General features: G+C 40.7%; 21 protein-coding genes. 17 read left to right on the forward strand and 4 right to left on the reverse strand.

The window, feature by feature from the left end; genetic code table 11:
- Positions 1–37 precede the first annotated feature (37 nt).
- From CFK37_RS06465 to mqo, 13 genes are all read left to right on the forward strand, one after another.
- A complete protein-coding gene (locus CFK37_RS06465) occupies positions 38–547 on the forward strand; it encodes an A24 family peptidase (protein ID WP_089061085.1) in 510 nt (169 codons plus the stop codon).
- Positions 544–921, forward strand: a complete 378-nt coding sequence (locus CFK37_RS06470; protein WP_089061086.1) for a TadE/TadG family type IV pilus assembly protein — start codon at positions 544–546, stop codon at positions 919–921. Before CFK37_RS06465 ends, CFK37_RS06470 begins: the two co-directional genes overlap by 4 nt.
- A complete protein-coding gene (locus tag CFK37_RS06475) occupies positions 918–1,868 on the forward strand; it encodes a TadE/TadG family type IV pilus assembly protein (RefSeq protein ID WP_089061087.1) in 951 nt (316 codons plus the stop codon). The genes CFK37_RS06470 and CFK37_RS06475 overlap by 4 nt, the downstream gene beginning before the upstream one ends.
- Positions 1,869–1,896: 28 nt before the next feature.
- Positions 1,897–2,514 (forward strand): Flp pilus assembly protein CpaB, encoded by a 618-nt coding sequence (gene cpaB, locus CFK37_RS06480; protein WP_089061088.1) that lies wholly within the window; start codon positions 1,897–1,899, stop codon positions 2,512–2,514.
- Positions 2,514–3,695 carry a CpaE/TadZ family protein gene (locus CFK37_RS06485; protein WP_089061089.1) on the forward strand — a complete coding sequence of 394 codons (1,182 nt, stop codon included), beginning with the start codon at positions 2,514–2,516 and terminating at the stop codon, positions 3,693–3,695. Before cpaB ends, CFK37_RS06485 begins: the two co-directional genes overlap by 1 nt.
- Positions 3,695–5,044, forward strand: a complete 1,350-nt coding sequence (locus CFK37_RS06490; RefSeq protein ID WP_089061090.1) for a TadA family conjugal transfer-associated ATPase — start codon at positions 3,695–3,697, stop codon at positions 5,042–5,044. The genes CFK37_RS06485 and CFK37_RS06490 overlap by 1 nt, the downstream gene beginning before the upstream one ends.
- Positions 5,044–5,742 (forward strand): type II secretion system F family protein, encoded by a 699-nt coding sequence (locus tag CFK37_RS06495; RefSeq protein ID WP_157724802.1) that lies wholly within the window; start codon positions 5,044–5,046, stop codon positions 5,740–5,742. Before CFK37_RS06490 ends, CFK37_RS06495 begins: the two co-directional genes overlap by 1 nt.
- Before the next feature lie 17 nt (positions 5,743–5,759).
- Positions 5,760–6,011, forward strand: coding sequence for a type II secretion system F family protein (locus tag CFK37_RS06500; protein WP_089061092.1), 252 nt, complete (start codon positions 5,760–5,762; stop codon positions 6,009–6,011).
- A gap of 3 nt (positions 6,012–6,014) precedes the next feature.
- Entirely contained in the window at positions 6,015–6,947 is a 933-nt protein-coding gene (locus CFK37_RS06505; RefSeq protein WP_089061093.1) for a type II secretion system F family protein, read from the forward strand.
- A gap of 84 nt (positions 6,948–7,031) precedes the next feature.
- Positions 7,032–7,511 (forward strand): 23S rRNA (pseudouridine(1915)-N(3))-methyltransferase RlmH, encoded by a 480-nt coding sequence (gene rlmH / locus CFK37_RS06510; protein WP_089061094.1) that lies wholly within the window; start codon positions 7,032–7,034, stop codon positions 7,509–7,511.
- 309 nt (positions 7,512–7,820) lie between these two features.
- Positions 7,821–8,417, forward strand: coding sequence for a TetR/AcrR family transcriptional regulator (locus CFK37_RS06515; RefSeq protein ID WP_089061095.1), 597 nt, complete (start codon positions 7,821–7,823; stop codon positions 8,415–8,417).
- A gap of 95 nt (positions 8,418–8,512) precedes the next feature.
- Positions 8,513–8,683, forward strand: coding sequence for an anti-repressor SinI family protein (locus CFK37_RS06520; RefSeq protein WP_089061096.1), 171 nt, complete (start codon positions 8,513–8,515; stop codon positions 8,681–8,683).
- A 637-nt stretch (positions 8,684–9,320) separates the two neighbouring features.
- Entirely contained in the window at positions 9,321–10,823 is a 1,503-nt protein-coding gene (gene mqo / locus CFK37_RS06525) for a malate dehydrogenase (quinone) (RefSeq protein WP_089061097.1), read from the forward strand.
- A gap of 77 nt (positions 10,824–10,900) precedes the next feature.
- On the opposite strand, the gene CFK37_RS06530 is transcribed toward mqo, so the two are convergent.
- A complete protein-coding gene (locus CFK37_RS06530; RefSeq protein WP_089061098.1) occupies positions 10,901–11,488 on the reverse strand; it encodes a TetR/AcrR family transcriptional regulator in 588 nt (195 codons plus the stop codon).
- 152 nt (positions 11,489–11,640) lie between these two features.
- On the opposite strand from CFK37_RS06530, the gene CFK37_RS06535 reads away from it, so the two are divergent.
- The 4 genes from CFK37_RS06535 (at position 11,641) to CFK37_RS06550 (ending at position 15,809) form a co-directional block, all read left to right on the forward strand.
- Entirely contained in the window at positions 11,641–12,561 is a 921-nt protein-coding gene (locus CFK37_RS06535) for an ABC transporter ATP-binding protein (protein ID WP_089061099.1), read from the forward strand.
- Positions 12,554–14,155 (forward strand): ABC transporter permease, encoded by a 1,602-nt coding sequence (locus CFK37_RS06540; protein WP_089061100.1) that lies wholly within the window; start codon positions 12,554–12,556, stop codon positions 14,153–14,155. Before CFK37_RS06535 ends, CFK37_RS06540 begins: the two co-directional genes overlap by 8 nt.
- A 213-nt stretch (positions 14,156–14,368) precedes the next feature.
- The gene (locus CFK37_RS06545) at positions 14,369–15,088 is read left to right on the forward strand and encodes a hypothetical protein (protein WP_089061101.1); all 720 of its coding nucleotides are present in this window, start codon (positions 14,369–14,371) and stop codon (positions 15,086–15,088) included.
- 106 nt (positions 15,089–15,194) lie between these two features.
- Positions 15,195–15,809 carry an NUDIX hydrolase gene (locus tag CFK37_RS06550; RefSeq protein ID WP_089061102.1) on the forward strand — a complete coding sequence of 205 codons (615 nt, stop codon included), beginning with the start codon at positions 15,195–15,197 and terminating at the stop codon, positions 15,807–15,809.
- Here CFK37_RS06550 and CFK37_RS06555 read toward each other — a convergent pair.
- The 3 genes from CFK37_RS06555 to CFK37_RS06560 all read right to left on the reverse strand — a co-directional run bounded on the left by CFK37_RS06555 (position 15,803) and on the right by CFK37_RS06560 (position 17,419).
- Positions 15,803–16,087, reverse strand: a complete 285-nt coding sequence (locus CFK37_RS06555; RefSeq protein WP_089061103.1) for a hypothetical protein — start codon at positions 16,085–16,087, stop codon at positions 15,803–15,805. The genes CFK37_RS06550 and CFK37_RS06555 overlap by 7 nt on opposite strands.
- Before the next feature lie 124 nt (positions 16,088–16,211).
- Positions 16,212–16,553: a DUF8189 domain-containing protein gene (locus CFK37_RS20690; RefSeq protein WP_425445363.1), complete on the reverse strand. Its 342-nt coding sequence runs from the start codon at positions 16,551–16,553 to the stop codon at positions 16,212–16,214.
- Positions 16,502–17,419 (reverse strand): PLL family lectin, encoded by a 918-nt coding sequence (locus CFK37_RS06560; RefSeq protein WP_245837321.1) that lies wholly within the window; start codon positions 17,417–17,419, stop codon positions 16,502–16,504. The genes CFK37_RS20690 and CFK37_RS06560 overlap by 52 nt, the downstream gene beginning before the upstream one ends.
- Between the last annotated feature and the right edge of the window lie 118 nt (positions 17,420–17,537).

Below are 17,537 nucleotides of genomic sequence, written 5' to 3' on the forward strand. Positions count from 1 at the left end.
TGCAGGGCTAACTTATTCATGAAAGGAGAAAATTCAAATGACAAATCTAGCACCTATCCTCATTCTAACAATCTCCATCATCACAGATCTGCGCAATCGAAAAATTTTAAACATTGTTACCTTACCAGCAATCTTAATTGCACTAGCATTCCACACCATTACCACAGGCTTAGATGGTTTTCTATTCAGTGGTCAAGGATTTCTGGTAGGACTTGGCTTATTGCTCATCCCGTTTCTAATGGGGGGAATTGGCGCAGGGGATGTCAAACTGCTGGCTGCAATCGGTGCGCTGAAAGGTACTGTGTTTGTTCTTTATACAGGTATATATGCCGGAATTATCGGCGGGCTAATTGCAATTTTTATCCTTGTAAAACAAAGAAAATTGGGATTTACGTTGAAACATATGCTATTTTCAGCAGTTTTTTTAAAAGGAACAAAAGGATCTTTACAGGTGCCTGCTGATAAAGGAAATACACTATCGATTCCCTATGCAGTTTCCATTGCAATCGGTGCAATATTAACATTCTTACTGGAGACAAATCTATGAGATCACAAAAAGGACAATCAATCGTTGAAACTGCATTAATCATTCCGATATTACTAATCCTGCTTTTCGGTATTACCGATTTTGCCAGGATTTTTCACGCCTATTTAACACTTGACCATGCTGGTCGAGAAGCAGCAAGAGCTGCAACAGTTGGGGCAACGGACTCTGAAATTGAGCTTAAGATTGCAAATACGACAAGCGGCCTAGATCAAAGCAAGCTGGAGGAGACAATTTCACCCGGAGATGGAAATAGAAAAAGCGGCAGTGAAATAACTATTACCCTAACATATCCTGTTGATTTCCTCACTCCGATTATTGGTCAGATTATTGAAGAATTTCCATTAAAAGATGAAACAGTAATGAGGGTGGAATGATGAAGCGATACGGTAAAGCAATTTTCGCGATGTTTAAAGAACAGGAGGGTGTCGCCATGATTTTGGTGGCGCTTTGCATGTTTATGTTTATTGGATTTACCGCAATCGTTGTAGATGCCGGCGGGTTATTCCTGGAAAAAAGCCGTTTACAGAAATCACTTGATGCCGCTGTTCTTGGCGGGGCACAGCTGCTAAAGGTATCGCAGGCGGAGGCAGAAGAAACTGCTATCGATATTGCTGCTGAGAATGGTTTTACTGTAACGGGCAGCGAGGTGGTGACTGACGAAAGTTCAATCGAGATACATAAAACTGTCAATAAAGTCCTGTCTTTTGCACGGGTGTTAGGTATTAATGATGCGAATGTAGGCGCAGTGGCCAAGGCAAAAGTACTGCAGACCCTTGTAAAAGGTAACGATATTATACCTGTTGCCTTTGAACGGCGTGTTCTTAAAAATGGCGGGGGTTACGGGGAGCTATACGATATGCATGCAAAGCCCGGTGAGTCAAAACGCGGGAACTACGGCTTCCTGGCTGTTGATGGAAGAGGAGCAAATAATCTAGGCGATGCTATCAGGGATGGGGTCACCATGGAAGTGGGCGAGACACTATATACAGAACCAGGATTAAATTGGGGCAAAGTCAGGGAAGCTTTCCAAGATAGAATTGCCGAGGACGCTAGGAAACCGGACTGTTCAGACTATCAAACCGCAGATAATACCTGCAGCCGTATCATAACGGTTCCAGTGATTGAAACATTTGATGGTCTGCATGGAAGGGATCAATTGCAGGTTATTGGTTTTGCCGCTTTTTGGATTGAGGAAGTGGTTGCAAGCGGAAACGATAAGGGGGTTACCGGGCGTTTCATTGAATTCGTCAGAGGCGGTGAATTTGATCCAGTGGAAGATGGAGACTACTTTGGTATTTCGGGCGTCAAGCTCGTTAAATAAACTAAATTTTGAATAAGCAGGTGAGCAAATGACCACGAAGAAAATCTGGTTAATCGCGATGGTATTTGGGATTATTGCTGCAGGGTTGTTGTATGTCATGGTTATAAATAATGAAAACCAATCCGCAATTCCTGCACGGGCAACAGCTTCTGATGATGTAAAAGAAAAGGAAGCGGACCAAAAGAAAGAAGAGGAAATGAAAGCAGAAGAAGCTAACGAATTTGATTTGAAGTCAGAAAAGGTAACAGGAAATGAGATGATTCCGGTATCTGATGGTAACCGGGCAATGACTATAGCAGTTAATGACGTCCAAGGCGTCTCTGGGAATATTGAACCGGGTTCCCATATTGACGTTGTTGCTGTTATGAAAGCACCAGAGAAAAAATCGAAGGAACAGCATGACTCTGCAACGCTTCTCTTGCAAAATGCCAAGGTGTTAGCGATCGGTCATGCGGCAGATGACGAGGAGACGAAAAAGCGATATCAGATGATAACAGTGGAAGTATCTCCAAAAGAAGGGCTTACATTAGGGTTTGCCACCAGATATGACCTGTATGTAATGCTTAGAAAAGACGGCGATAAGAAGCTAGAGCCGGATCATACGCATATTCATGAAGATGATTTACACGAAGGGGTGTTTAAATAATGGCGAAAATTTTATCAGTGGCTGGAAATGATGAATGGAAATCAAAACTGGATCAGATTACGTTGGCTGGCAAGCATAAAGTAACCTGGGCAGCAGATGAGTCGGATTTATACGATCAATTGCAAAAAGCAGAAACGGCTATTGTTTTATTACCACTTTCCAATTCGTACAATGTGTATAGTTTATGTGCCAAAGTAACCCAGGTATTTCCCCAGACAGCAGCACTGCTTGTCTTTCGTTTGGAAGAGGAGCTTGATATGAAGAAGGCATTAAGAGCAGGTGCGAGTGATATTATTTTTCTTTCATCTGCGCTTTCAAAAATAAAAGAGGACATCGATATTGCAATGGAAGATAGTGCAAATAAGGAAGCGAATCGACCGAATGCCCCAGTTAAAAACGGCAAAGTAATAACGATTGCCAGCACCAAGGGTGGAGTTGGAAAAACGACTGTTGCAGTTAATCTGGCGGTTGCTTATGGGAAGAAATTAGCAAAGGTTGCAATTGTCGATCTGGATCTGCAATTTGGGGATGTGGCCATGCTTTGCGATGTAAAGCCAAGGAAAACCATTTATGACTGGGTAAAAGAAAATCGGGAAGCAGCCCAAATGGAGGGCTTCTTGACGGCCTTCAAGGATGGCATTTCCATTCTAGCTGCTCCGCAACGGCCTGAATTTGCTGAGGTTATCAAAGGTAATGATGTAAGGAAGGCAATCCATTTGTTAAAGAAGCAATATGATCTGATTATTATTGATGCATCCAGTCATATGGATGAAAATGTCATTGTTGCACTTGAGAACTCGGATGAAATTTTGCTCATGACTCATCTTGACCTGCCAAGTTTAAAAAACAGCAAGATATTGATGGATACCTTAACCGCTTTAAAGGTTGATGGGCGAACCAAAGTAGTAGTAAATCGGCAGACGAAGGTTAAAGGATTAAATACCGATATGGTAGAAAAAGTAATCGGCGAAAAAGTGTTCACATCTTTGCCAGCCATGGAAAAGGTGATGGTAACGTCAGTAAATGAAGGTAATCCGCTCGGTTATTCAAACCCAAGATCACAGGTGGCAAAACAAATTTTCCAAATGGCAGAAATGCTGTCCAACCCAATAAACCATGGCACAAAAGTTAAAAACAGGAAGAAAGCGAAACGAATGGCACATGCAGGGGGACACACGTAATGTCATTATTAACAAGGTTGGGTGGAACGGAGCAAGGGGTTGATAAGGTTCAGGTTACGGAAAAGCCTGTAATTAAACCACTAAAAACTGACAAACAGTCATCGAAACTGGAACATAGGCTGCATAATTTTTTTGTTGAAGAAATCAAGAAACCGGCGAATCAGGGAAATGATATTGAATCACTAATTGAAAAGCTTGCTGAGGAATTTTTTGAAAAAGAAGGAAATCATCTGACGTTTGAACAGAAAAAACAATTAATCAAAGATGTATCCCATGAATTAACCGGTTATGGCCCCATCTCGCCACTGCTTGCCGATCCAAATGTAACAGAGGTAATGGTGAACGGGCCGAATGACGTTTATATTGAAATCAATGGCCGAATCGAAAAAACAGCTACACATTTTCGCGATGATAGGCATGTACTCCGTGTAATTGAAAAAATAGTTGCCCCACTTGGACGAAGAATTGATGAAAGTATTCCGATGGTTGATGCACGACTGCCAGATGGGTCGCGGGTTAATGCGATTATTCCGCCACTTGCGCTTAACGGGCCAACGATAACGATTCGAAAGTTTTCCGAAATACCGTTTACAATCCATGAACTTGTTCGGATGGGCACATTAACTGAAAATATGGCTGCCTTTTTACGGGCGGCAGTGGAGGCAAAACTTAATATTTTTATTAGCGGCGGTACAGGTTCGGGTAAAACGAGTACATTGAATGTGATGTCATCGTTTATTCCGCATCATGAACGAATAGTGACGATTGAAGATTCAGCAGAATTAAAACTCATGCAGGACCATGTGGTATCACTGGAATCGCGTCCTAAAAATATTGAAGGCCAGGGCGAAATTACCATCCGGGATCTTGTGCGAAATTCACTCCGGATGCGGCCTGACCGGGTTATTATCGGTGAGGTGCGCAGTGCGGAAACGCTGGATATGCTCCAGGCAATGAATACCGGTCACGATGGCAGCCTTGGAACCGGCCATGCAAACACACCAAGGGATTTGCTGGCCAGACTTGAAACGATGGTACTGATGGCCGGGTTTGATTTACCGATAAGAGCGATCCGAGAACAGATTTCTGGTGCCCTTGATTTGATTGTACAACAGGCAAGAATGCGGGACGGGTCAAGAAAGATTATTCGGATTACCGAAGTTCTGGGGCTTGAAGGGGATACGATCGTTCTTCAGGATATCTTCGTCTACAAAGAACAACACAACCTGGAAAATGGAAGACTGGAAGGAAAATTTAACACAACTGGAATACGACCAAATTGTATTGAAAGGCTGGAACTGGCTGGCCATCGTTTACAAGGGATTTTTAACACTAAGGAGGAATGGTGATGACCAATTCCCTTATCTATTTGCTTGTAATTACTTTTATCGCTGTTACGGTCCTTGCCAAACTTATCCTCTCCCATGTGCTTTATAAGGCAAAATATGAGAAGCGGTTGAAGAAGTATATAGAAATCAAAACCGTTGATAAGCATGAAAATAAAAAGGAAATCAGCCAGCCAAGTGAACGTTTTTATTTAAAGAGGGTGAGCAGCGGAATTGAAAGAGTACTCAATCTATCCAAGCATGAAAAATTGCTCGTGCAATCAGGTATTCAGTTATCGCAGGGAGAAGTGTTCATTGGCAGATTAATGGTTGCCGTTATCGCCATCTCGATTGGAGTCTTTTATGATTTTCCTATTTTGCTGATTATTTCCTGCGGCTTTGTTGGATTCTATTTACCGATTATGTATGTAAAGAAAGGACGGAAGAAGCGTTTGGAGAAGTGTTCCAATCAGCTTGGTGAGGCACTGGGTACGATGGCAAATGCACTGCGGGCAGGGTTTAGTTTCATGCAGGCGATGAAGATGGTCGCTAAAGAAATAGATGACCCGCTTGGACCGGAATTCTCGAAGGCATTACAGGAAATTAATTATGGTGTTTCAGTTGAAAATGCTTTTAGGGGTCTGATAGAGCGATTGCCAGATAAGGAACTCGAAATTGTTTTGAACACGCTAATTATTCAGCGGTCAACCGGGGGAACCTAGCCTATTTACTAGAAACTATGCAGGAGACCATCATTGATCGATCACGAGTGAAGGATGAGGTAAACACACTAACCGCACAAGGAAAGATGTCTTCTACTGTTATTACGATCCTGCCTATTGCACTTGCGGTTTATCTGAAGCTAGTTAATCCAGAATATTTTCAAATGCTATTCTCCCACCCACTCGGATGGGTCATGGTCATCTTCGGCTCAATCAGCATTGTTCTAGGCTGGATTTTTATCAAAAAAATTGTACACATTGAGGTGTAGCATGTGATATCAATTTACTTCGTATTATGCAGCGCATTTTGTTTCATGCTTGTCATCGGAGCGGTATTAAGCCAAGTATATAAAAAGCAAATTGCTATTTCAAATCGGGCGGCAGCATACTTTGGTATCGATGAAGAAAACGGATTCCAGGAAAAGAAACGAACGAAAAAAGGGAATAAAAACCATTTACTACTCATGAAGAAAATCAGTGATAAAGCAAAAGGCGTGATTGATCAACGAATGCCAGCTACTAAGAAAAAAGAGTTGGAACAACGGCTGCGTGAGGCGGGATATCCGCTTAACTTATCGTCGGCTGATTTCCGCTTCCTTCAATTTGTAATTGGAGTTGTTTTGTTCGTTATGGTGTATGCCTTGTTAGGGAAATCTGGTATGACGCTGTTATCAAGCATCTTATTGGCTGGAATTTTGTCCGCCATAGGGATGTATTATCCATCGTTTTATTTAAGTGTGATTATCAAGAAACGAAGGTATGAGATTCAAAAGAAAATGCCCGATTTCTTTGATATGGTTACTTTATCGATTGAAGCTGGCATGGGACTTGATGCATCTCTGCAAAAGGTTTGCAATCAAATGAAGGGACCACTTTCCGACGAATTCCAGCAAACGCTTGAAGATATGCGGCTTGGTAAATCAAGGCGCGAGGCACTAGCCGATCTCCGGAGCCGCGTTCCGGTGCACCAGTTTCAAAGCATTATCACATCTTTGATTCAAGCCGATATGCTGGGGGTTGGCATGGCCAAAGTTCTTCGTTCGCTTACACTAAGGATCAGGGAGCAACGAACACAATTGGCTAGAGAGCAGGCCATGAAAGCTCCAGTGAAAATGGTATTTCCGATGTTGCTGTTTATTTTTCCAGCAATATTCATTGTGTTATTGGGTCCGTTAATTATTTATTTGCTACAGACCTTATTATAAAGGGTACCTCTTCAGCCCCTGGCTAGGTATATGATCAATATTTTGGTAGACTTAAAAGCATCATGAAGTAAAGGGCGGAAACGAATGAAAATCACGATTGTAACGGTTGGTAAATTAAAAGAAAAGTATCTTAAACAAGGCATCCAGGAGTATTTAAAGCGGCTGACTGCCTATGCCAAGGTAGACATCATTGAAGTTGCTGATGAAAAGGCACCAGAAAACATGAGCGAAGCGGAAATGTTGGAAGTGAAACAGAAAGAGGGCGAACGGATTCTGGGCAACATTGGACAGGATACCTATGTCATCACCCTAGAAATCAACGGCAAAATGTTAAGTTCCGAACAACTGGCAGCCAAAATGGATCAACTCGCAACATACGGCAAAAGTAAAATTGCCTTTGTGATAGGCGGATCACTTGGTATTAGCGAAGCGGTGCAGAAGCGGAGTGACCTCGCATTGTCTTTTTCCAAAATGACATTTCCGCATCAGTTAATGCGGTTGGTTTTGGTGGAACAGGTTTATCGGGGATTTCGTATTAATCGAGGGGAACCGTACCATAAATGAAAAAAACTTCAATATGTATTCAATATAGACAATCGCTTTCAAAGCCCCTGATTTTGGGATTATAATTTTTGGATTTAAGGATTGTTTCTAAAGCATTTAACTTTCATTAAAAATTTAAAATAGTATTGAAATTTTGTTGCTTATGTAGTAAATTTATATTAATTACATACCAATGGTATTTAATTGAAAAACTATAGCTGATAAATCTTCCAACATCACCCTTATTTAAAAAGTAACGGCCAGTTGGCTGGATATTGATCATACATAAAAAATAATACACAATTACTTCAATACCGGGGGTATAGCAGCTTGTCTAAGAACAAATTTGAAATCAAACGGGAAGAATCTTTTAACCGTATAATGAAAGCTGGCATGGAAAAGTTTTGTGAAAAAGGTTATTCCGCCACATCTATCCAGGAAATTTGCGAGCATGCCGGTTATACAAAGGGGGCATTTTATCTTCATTTTAAAAGTAAAGAGGATTTCTTTTTAAAATTGTTGGAGTTTAGGTCCCAGATTCGCAAGGACTGGTCATCCCCGGTTGATGAAGTCGACCAATATACGAGTTTAGAAGAAGCAGTTTTTAAAAGAATAAACAACTTTTTGGAGCTAATGGAAAGGTCAGAGCAATGGAATACCATCTATATGGAATTTTACCTAAGGCGGCAAAATAAAAGTGAAATAAGACAGGTTTATCATAAATTCTACATGGTATGGATTGAAGAAAATACGTTATTCATAGAACAGTTAATGAAAAAGGGATGGATAAGCTCTGAAAAAGGAGCAAATGTTTTAGCGGAACGATGGCATGCTTTAATCAACGGTGTTATGATTCATAAGGTTCTTTATGATGTATCGCCTGATACTGATGAACTAATAGAAATGTTTCTTAAAATGGTTCGTTAACTATTGTTTTCTAACTAGATAGGGTATGTGGGAGTCTCCAGAAAGGTCGAATGAGATATTTCGGCATTATTCTAGACTTATCGGGGGAAGGCTGAATGGTAATGGAGGGAAAATTGGATATAGAGTGGCTATATTTGATGGTAGAAGCAAAAGAAACGGGGATTACTGTTGAAGAAATTCGAACATTTCTTCAAAATAGATCTATTATTGAAAGTTCACATCTTACAAATAAAAGTGAGGGATCTTGCCTGCCTAAAACACGTTAAAAAGGTTAATTATATTTACAACCGGATACAAATTGTATAAAACGTTTGAATTTATAAATGGCCAAGATTTGTGTAGGGGACACACCGTAACCTTTGTTGGGAAATCGGGTGGACAGAGGCAGGAAATTTCTGTATTAATAACCACCCAAAAATTAGTGCAATCCCCCTCAATAAGATAAGTTAAAGACTTATTTGTACCTTCCATTATCCTATCTATAATTCCCACTGCTTTTCTACTGTGTCCTCCTTCAGGCAATTAATGTGAACAGTTGTTTGAAATTATTTATCAAAAAAATGTATTAGTTAGTAAACGCCCTTTGCATAGCACCTTATCATAAAAAAGGTGAAATAGTTGAAAAGCTTCAGTGATAACACTAAATGATGCCTTGTCCTTTACAACAAATGGGGTTAAGGCTTTTTCTTTTTGTATTTCTTTGTTTCTCACTATTTCCCAACTTTAAAATAATGCCCAAATATCATATAATAGTAGTAGGGATATAAGCTGTAAATATTTTAATGAACTATGATATAATTGTGAAAGAAAAGGTGTTCCTAGGTGCGCCTTGCTTTTTTGTGACACCAGAACAGGAGTGCCTATTATTTTTTGCAAAATATGGGTAATAAGGAAGGTTTCTAAATGAGCAACATGCCGAAAAAATCAAACGTTATTTTAATTGGTGCCGGAGCCATGAGCGCGACTTTGGGGTCACTATTGAAAGAACTAGTACCGGAATGGGAAATTACAGTGTTTGAGAAACTCGCACATGAAGGAGTAGAAAGCTCGAATGCCTGGAATAACGCGGGTACTGGCCATTCTGCATTATGCGAACTCAACTATACATCCGAAAGACCTGACGGATCTATAGATATTAGTAAGGCGATTAAAATTAATGAACAGTTTCAGCTTTCTAGACAGTTTTGGTCTTATCTTGTGAACAGCAACCTGATTCGTAATCCGCGTGAATTTATCATGCCATTACCACATATGAGTTTAGTGCAAGGGGAAAAGAATGTAACGTTTTTAGAAAAACGTTTTGAAGCACTATCAAATAATCCACTGTTTCAAGGGATGGAGTTTTCTGATGACCCTGAAAAACTGAAGGAATGGATTCCACTTATTATGGATGGACGTAAATCCACCGATTCAATAGCAGCAACGAAAATCGATACCGGGACCGATGTTAACTTTGGCGCTTTAACAAGTATGTTATTTGACAATTTGAAGAGTCAAAACGTTGAGGTCAATTACAGACATACTGTTGAGGATATACAACGTACCAGCGATGAAACTTGGGAAGTGAAAGTGCATGATATCGATGGTGAGAGAATCGAATATCATACTGCTGACTTTGTCTTTATCGGCGGTGGGGGCGGAAGCTTGCCATTACTGCAAAAGACAGGTATTCCTGAATCCAAACATATCGGGGGATTCCCGGTAAGCGGATTATTCATGGTATGTAATAATCCGGAAGTTATTGCACAGCATGAGGCAAAAGTATACGGTAAGGCTAAGGTTGGTGCTCCTCCTATGTCTGTTCCACATCTTGATGCAAGATATATCGATGACAAAAAAACCTTGCTGTTTGGACCGTTTGCCGGATTCTCACCAAAGTTCTTAAAAACGGGTTCATATTTTGATTTGTTAGGTTCCGTAAAGCCGTATAATGTTCTTACGATGTTGTCGGCAGGCGTAAAGGAAATGGGATTGACAAAATACCTGATTCAACAAGTGATGTTATCGAACGAAAAGCGTATAGAAGATTTACGCGAATTTATCCCGAATGCCAAAAGTGAGGATTGGGATATTGTGGTAGCGGGACAGCGTGTGCAGGTAATTAAAGATACAGAGGATGGCGGCAAAGGAACGCTGCAATTTGGTACGGAACTTGTCAGTGCCTCTGATGGCTCAATAGCTGCATTGCTCGGTGCGTCGCCAGGTGCGTCTACCGCTGTTCACATTATGCTTGAGTTATTTGAAAAATGTTTCCCACAATATATGGAAGAGTGGGAACCAAAAATAAAGGAAATGATTCCTTCTTATGGCGTTTCACTATCAGAAAACCCAGTGCTTTATAAAGAAATTCAGGCTTCAACAGCGAATACGCTTGGTTTGAATGATAGAGAAACCGTTTCGAATTAATTCTTGTGTTTATAATACATGTAAAAAATAATCCCCATCTGAAAATAGGTGGAGATTATTTTTCGTTCATTCGCTATTCAATCCCGCGCTTTCCCAGCAACCCCATAAAAGAACATCTTCATAATATCCTCGGTCAGGGGTAATATCTTTTGATAATTTTCCTCGCGCTGGATCGATTCATTTAATGCCTTAATGTAAAAAATAATGGCTTCATTTGATATGTTTGGATCAACGTACCCCTGTACTTTCCCTTCATCAAACAGTTCAATAAATCGCGGGAGTGCCTCTTGCACATACATTTTTTGAAAGTAATCGGAATCTGAAGCATATTCTTTCATGATATAGTTATAAAAATCCTCGTGGATCTGATCTGCGATTTCTTTTTTAGCAAAGATCAGCTGTTTTACTTTTTCAGGAAAAGCAGCGTCGCTATTCAGTGTTTCATCAAATTCCTCCTTTGCCTTATCTATATAAAAGTAAAAAACTTCATGCACCAAATTATGTTTGCTTTCGAAGTAATTGTAGATTGTTACTTGTGATACATTCGCCTTTTTGGCAATTTCCGCAATGGAAATTTTTTGAACCCCGTAATCCATAAACAGGGCAAGTGCCGCTTCCAATATATTTAATTTCTTTAGCTCTCTGCGTCGTTGAAATCCATCCAATTCATTTCACCTCATTATTAGTTTAGACAAAGATATGTAATAATACAATATAAATATTTCATAAACTATTGCAATGGGATATAAATATATATAATATGAACTATATGAGTTAAAATGTTTCATATTTATCGAATTAAAAGGGAGGATTAACAATGCCGGTTTTAACAACAACAAATTTAATGAAACGTTTTGGGAAATTTACAGCGTTAAATGGAGTAGATATAGAAGTGAACAAAGGGGAAATTTACGGTTTCATCGGTCCAAACGGGGCTGGTAAATCAACAACGATCCGCATTCTGCTTGGGATTTTAAAAGCGACAGAAGGGAAAGCGAAAATTTTCGGGAAGGATGTATGGTCCGATGCAGTCGAAATTCATAAGCACATTGCTTATGTACCAGGGGATGTCAATCTGTGGCCGAATTTAACTGGTGGTGAAGTGATTGATTTATTTGTAAAACTGCGTGGCGGGAATAATAAAAACAGACGCGAGGAGTTAATTAACCGATTTGACTTGGACCCAGCTAAAAAATGCCGTACTTATTCGAAAGGCAACCGACAGAAAGTTGCACTGGTTGCTGCTTTTTCATCGGATGCTGATCTTTATATTCTGGATGAACCAACATCAGGACTCGATCCTTTAATGGAGCAAGTCTTCCAGCAATGTGTGATGGAAGCAAAACAAGCTGGTAAAAGTGTACTTTTATCCAGCCACATTTTATCTGAAGTGGAGAAGTTATGTGACCGGGTTGGTATAATTCGTCAGGGTAAAATAATTGAAACTGGTACATTAAGCGAGCTGCGGCATTTAACCCGGACAAATCTGCTGGTTAAAACGAAGGAGCCAATGTCTGGCTTAAAGGAATTAAATGGTGTCCATGATATTGAAAAGAAGGACGATGAATGGTCTTTTCAAGTGGATAGCGAAGAATTAGATGGAGTTATCAAGCATATCAGTCCTTTTGGGATTGAAAAGCTGGAAAGTACACCGCCAACATTGGAAGATTTATTCATGCGTCATTATGAAGGAAAAGGACAAATGGAGGATCAAACAGGGGGGAGATCTAATGGCTGATACAGTTTATAAACGAACTGGACGTATGTCAGCATTTATTTTAAGGCGGGATCGACTTCGTATTCCATTATGGTTAATTGGAATCTGTTTCTTTACCTTTATGGTGCCGGTATCATTTGCCGAATTATATGGTTTACAGCAGGAACGAGATGTAATGGCAGAAACAATGGAAAACCCCGCGATGATTGCGATGGTAGGTCCAGCTGATTTAAGTCATTATACACTTGGTGTGATGACCGCCCATCAGATGTTACTGTTAACAGCTGTTGTGGTTGGGTTAATGAGTATTTTCCTTGTCACACGGCATACAAGGGGAGATGAGGAAGAGGGCCGTATCGAATTGGTCCGTTCTTTACCGGTCGGGCGGTTATCCAATTTGAATGCAACGATATTAGTTTACACCGTCAGTTTTATCGTTTTATCACTCCTTACCGGTTTAGGGTTATACGCACTAAATATTGAAAGTATGCAGATAGAAGGGTCTTTATTATATGGCGCGACACTTGGGGCAACGGGAATTTTCTTTGCTGGTGTCACAACAGTTTTCGCCCAGCTTTCGGAGAGTTCACGCGGTACAATGGGTTTATCTATTGCTATTCTGCTAATCGCTTACATTGTGCGTGCGGTTGGCGATGTAAGTAATGAGACGCTGAGCTGGATCTCACCACTCGGTTGGGTTACCAAAACAGCAGCTTATGATGCGAATAATTGGTGGCCAATCGTATTAATGATTGGTGTATCGATGGTTCTGTTTGCAATTGCAAACTATTTGAACGGGATTCGTGATTTAGGAAGCGGCTTCCTACCGTCAAGGCCGGGCAAAAAACATGCTTCAGCCCTTTTGCAAAGTCCAATAGGTTTGGGCTTGAGACTTCAGCGGACAGGTACGATTTCGTGGGCTGTTGGAATGTTTGTACTTGGTGCATCGTATGGTTCAATTCTCGGCGATTTGGATACCTTTTTTGAAAGTAATGAAATGATGAAGCAGATGTTTTCAACCGAACAAGGTTATTCCGTTACCGAACAGTTTGTCTCGACAATCATGATGGTGTTGGCCATAATTGCCACGATTCCCCCGTTGATGGCAATGAATAAACTGAACGGAGAGGAAAAAAAAGAACGTACTGAACATTTACTGGGAAGGGCTGTTTCACGTAACAGGCTGATGGGATGTTATCTGCTAATCGCTGTTGTTAATGGGTTTGTGATGATTTCGCTTAGCGCTATTGGGTTGTGGGCAGCCGCGATTTCCGTCATGGAGGATCCCTTTAGCTATGGAACGATTTATCGGATGGCTATCGTTTACTATCCAGCAATACTTGTTATGATTAGTGTGGCGGTGTTATTGATTGGGTGTGTGAGAAGGTTTACTAGTTTGATATGGTTCTATGTATTTTATTCCTTTGTAGTCTTATACTTGGGTGGATTATTCCAATTCCCGGATTGGGTCGGTCAGATTTCCCCGTTTGGTTATATTCCACAAATTCCTGTTGAGGAAATGAAATGGCTGCCGATTACTATGCTAATTGGTGTAGCGGTTGTTATAACGGCTCTTGGCTTTATCGGGTATAATAAACGGGATATTGAAGGATGAATGAGCGGGCCCAGCGTTCGATTAGAAGCTGGGGCTGCCTTTCTTATAATCGGAAATTGAAAGTTTAACTTTTATATCTTGGATTGGTATTACCTTTCTGTTAGTAAAAATTGGGTTGTTGATCTTTTTTCCAAAAGTAAAGTTAAAAAAGAGGAATATGAAGATTAATGTCGAATTATTTGGATAATCTTACTAAAAGAAAGGGTTGATAATATGAAGAAAAGGAAAAAGCCGGCGGTTAAATTTGCACAGCCTCAATCTAAAACAGATTTTCACCGCAATTATTCTATTTCTAGGGAAGTAAATGAAATGTTAGATGAAGAATATTGGATCTTCACGAAATATGTAATGGATCGCAATTATGCTGGAATCTATTCCATGTTACATGAATACATTGATGACCATCATCCACATGAAGAGAAACGAATGTCCTTGGAACACAACTTGTTTTGGTGGCAAGTGCTTTGTGATTCAAGCAAGCATGCTGAGATGAGTTTCGTTGAGGACTATATTTCGGAAAATTTCCACAGACTGCGGGACAGGCCATTAACTACAACTTGGTTAAGGGAATGGAAGAAGGCGATACCAAAGTTTTATTATGTTGATTACAAATACAGTGATCGTGTCCTTGTCGTTGTGGATTTATTAACAGAAGAGACACTGGATGTAATTGTGTATGATCCACTAGCTGTACCGCCTAAAAAAGGAGAAATCGTCATGGGGACATTGATTCCAATTGGTGATGCATTATATTTTCCGATTATTGATTTTTATCATTTTGATTTTGCAGCAAGAGAACACATAACAAGAAACCTGCATCATTACTACAATAAACATTTGAAAAATGCTTCAATGCTTGGGGCTTTTATCCACGTGCTATCCATCGTACTGCAAATAGAGCAACGCTTCCTCAAGGAAAACACTTCTAAATAAATTTTCATCCCGATAAAGGTCCCTCTGACATAGAGGAATCAAATTTCACAAAAACACCTGCAAACTATGGTATGGTAAAAATAGTAAGTAAGTTTGAGGTGAGTATATGGATGCGAAGGTAATTCAGGAAAAGTTAAAAGAACATTCTTCTGCTATCCTTGGCAGTGAGAAGTTTTCTAAATATGCTGTGCTATTGCCACTGGTTCAAAAGAATAATGAAACGCATGTACTTTTTGAGGTTCGTTCCCATAAGTTAAGACGCCAACCGGGAGAAATCTGTTTTCCGGGGGGAAGGATAGACCGGCGAGATGAAAATGACGAGGCCTGTGCAATCAGGGAGACAGGGGAGGAACTGGGCATTAAACATGACCAAATTTCTGGTGTTTTCCCGTTGGATTACGTGGTGTCTCCGTTTGGTATGATTGTTTATCCGCATGCGGGGTTTATTCACGATATTGAATCTATCACTCCAAATCCTCCGGAAGTAGGAGAAGTGTTCACTGTGCCATTATCCTATTTACTGAAAACGCCCCCGAAAGTTTATCATGTTGATGTAAAGGTGAAACCAGAGGATAATTTCCCGTTCGATCTTATCGCTGGTGGGCAGGACTATAATTGGCGGACAGGCAAGATAGACGAGTATTTCTATTTCTATGAAGATAGAGTAATCTGGGGTCTGACTGCAAAGATTCTTGCCCACTTCGTTGATGTGATTCAGTAATCTACTAATTTTTGGGGGTAGATGCTGGATTGAAAAATGGATAATTGAGAGTTTAACGCAGATAGAGCACTTGAAACAGTCCCATAATAAAAAGAATCGTTTTCCCTTTGTTTAGGATTACGATTCTTGTGTTTGTTTTGATATAAAATATCCTTTTTGGTTTTTGTCATTTTTGTCCGTAAGTCGAGCCTGGCAAACGGGCTTCTGCTATTTACTGGATCAGGCCTTCCTTCCCGGATTCGTTTTTCCCGTTTTTTACGGGCATTTGATTTTCCCATAACATCATCCCCCAATACAATTATTAATTATAGTATACATTCTGCATTCTCAAAGTACAAAAAAAGGAAAGGTCACCCCGGCGCTTTAACGCATTAGAGCGGCGGGGGACTGTCCCCCATAGTGCTATCCCTTGTAAATATGGATAAGGTTTCGATTCTGGCCGCTTGCGAATACATCGGTTCGATTTGGTCCCCATGAAACTGCAGCTGGACCTGAATTCAGGTTGCCACCAAGACTTTGCCAATTGGACCATCGTGAGCCGTTCCATGTTTTTGTATAGAGATTTTGATTTGTACCTCTGACAAATACTTCAAGGCGGTTTGGCCTAGTAGAAGAAACAGCAGGCTCGGAAGTCAGTGTTCCTCCAAGGCTTTCCCAATCACTCCATCTATTTCCATCCCACCACTTATGAATCAGATCCTGGTTTTGCCCTCTGGCGAATACATCAATTCGATTTGGCCCCACGAAACAGCGGCCGGGCCTGATGATAGAGAACCACCAAGATCCTGCCAATCTCCCCAACGAGAGCCATTCCACGTTCTCATGTAGAGCCGCTGATTTGTCCCCCGTACAAAGACATCCAACTGATTTGAACGCCGTGAGGAAACGGCTGGTGCACTCGTTAAAGAGCCGCCAAGGTTTTCCCAATCGCTCCATCTATTTCCGTCCCACCATTTATGATACAGGCTTTGATCTGTACCTCTAGTAAATACGTCAATCCGATTTGGCCCCCACGAAACAGCAGCCGGTGCTGACGTTAACGTACCGCCAAGGTTCTCCCAGCCACTCCATCTGTTTCCATCCCACCATTTATGGTATAGGTTCTGTCCGGTTCCTCGGCCAAACACATCAAGTCGATTCGACTGCCAGGAAGCAACAGCAGGCGAGGATGTCAAGGTTCCTCCAAGATTTTCCCAGGCGGACCATCCCTGACCAGGTTGTGGTTGACCACTCCCGCCACCGCTAATTGCATTTAATACGATCTGAATGATATTCACTAAGACTCTGTCCGCCAGGCTTTGTGGAACATTAAATTGTCCAAATAATAGATTGACCCACGGGACTTGGCTTTGAAATCGATTGTAAATTTGATTAGCCGATTGGTTTGTGTTTGCTTGATTGATGGCAAAGCTAACAATAAGCGAAAATACATAATCGACAATATATCGGTTCATTCCGGCCCGCTCCAGCTGGGAATATAAATTACCATGCTCCGAACGGATTGTCTGCATGATTTCCTGTACACTTGGCTGTTGACGGGTATCCCAATTGGCCTGATTGTAATTTTCTATTGGAATAAACGGATCTGCATGATTGATATTTCTATTCATCAAAATACCTCCCTGTAATTTATAAATCACATAAATCAGCATATGCAATCATGGGCGCGGGTGGGAATGAATAACTGATGAACAGTTAAATTACATTGAAACAGTGATGTATAATGAT

The organism is Virgibacillus phasianinus, assembly GCF_002216775.1.
Classification (GTDB): domain Bacteria; phylum Bacillota; class Bacilli; order Bacillales; family Amphibacillaceae; genus Virgibacillus_F; species Virgibacillus_F phasianinus.

Excerpts from the sequence above, each read along its gene's own strand:
- CFK37_RS06470 (WP_089061086.1), top strand. The coding sequence starts at position 544 with ATGAGATCACAAAAAGGACAATCAATCGTTGAAACTGCATTAATCATT.
- CFK37_RS06475 (WP_089061087.1), top strand. The coding sequence starts at position 918 with ATGATGAAGCGATACGGTAAAGCAATTTTCGCGATGTTTAAAGAACAG.
- CFK37_RS06490 (WP_089061090.1), top strand. The coding sequence starts at position 3,695 with ATGTCATTATTAACAAGGTTGGGTGGAACGGAGCAAGGGGTTGATAAG.
- CFK37_RS06465 (WP_089061085.1), top strand. The coding sequence starts at position 38 with ATGACAAATCTAGCACCTATCCTCATTCTAACAATCTCCATCATCACA.
- rlmH (WP_089061094.1), top strand. The coding sequence starts at position 7,032 with ATGAAAATCACGATTGTAACGGTTGGTAAATTAAAAGAAAAGTATCTT.
- CFK37_RS06500 (WP_089061092.1), top strand. The coding sequence starts at position 5,760 with ATGCAGGAGACCATCATTGATCGATCACGAGTGAAGGATGAGGTAAAC.
- CFK37_RS06485 (WP_089061089.1), top strand. The coding sequence starts at position 2,514 with ATGGCGAAAATTTTATCAGTGGCTGGAAATGATGAATGGAAATCAAAA.
- CFK37_RS06540 (WP_089061100.1), top strand. The coding sequence starts at position 12,554 with ATGGCTGATACAGTTTATAAACGAACTGGACGTATGTCAGCATTTATT.
- CFK37_RS06550 (WP_089061102.1), top strand. The coding sequence starts at position 15,195 with ATGGATGCGAAGGTAATTCAGGAAAAGTTAAAAGAACATTCTTCTGCT.
- mqo (WP_089061097.1), top strand. The coding sequence starts at position 9,321 with ATGAGCAACATGCCGAAAAAATCAAACGTTATTTTAATTGGTGCCGGA.
- CFK37_RS06520 (WP_089061096.1), top strand. The coding sequence starts at position 8,513 with ATGGTAATGGAGGGAAAATTGGATATAGAGTGGCTATATTTGATGGTA.
- CFK37_RS06495 (WP_157724802.1), top strand. The coding sequence starts at position 5,044 with ATGACCAATTCCCTTATCTATTTGCTTGTAATTACTTTTATCGCTGTT.
- CFK37_RS06545 (WP_089061101.1), top strand. The coding sequence starts at position 14,369 with ATGAAGAAAAGGAAAAAGCCGGCGGTTAAATTTGCACAGCCTCAATCT.
- CFK37_RS06555 (WP_089061103.1), bottom strand. The coding sequence starts at position 16,087 with ATGGGAAAATCAAATGCCCGTAAAAAACGGGAAAAACGAATCCGGGAA.
- CFK37_RS06560 (WP_245837321.1), bottom strand. The coding sequence starts at position 17,419 with ATGAATAGAAATATCAATCATGCAGATCCGTTTATTCCAATAGAAAAT.
- cpaB (WP_089061088.1), top strand. The coding sequence starts at position 1,897 with ATGACCACGAAGAAAATCTGGTTAATCGCGATGGTATTTGGGATTATT.
- CFK37_RS06535 (WP_089061099.1), top strand. The coding sequence starts at position 11,641 with ATGCCGGTTTTAACAACAACAAATTTAATGAAACGTTTTGGGAAATTT.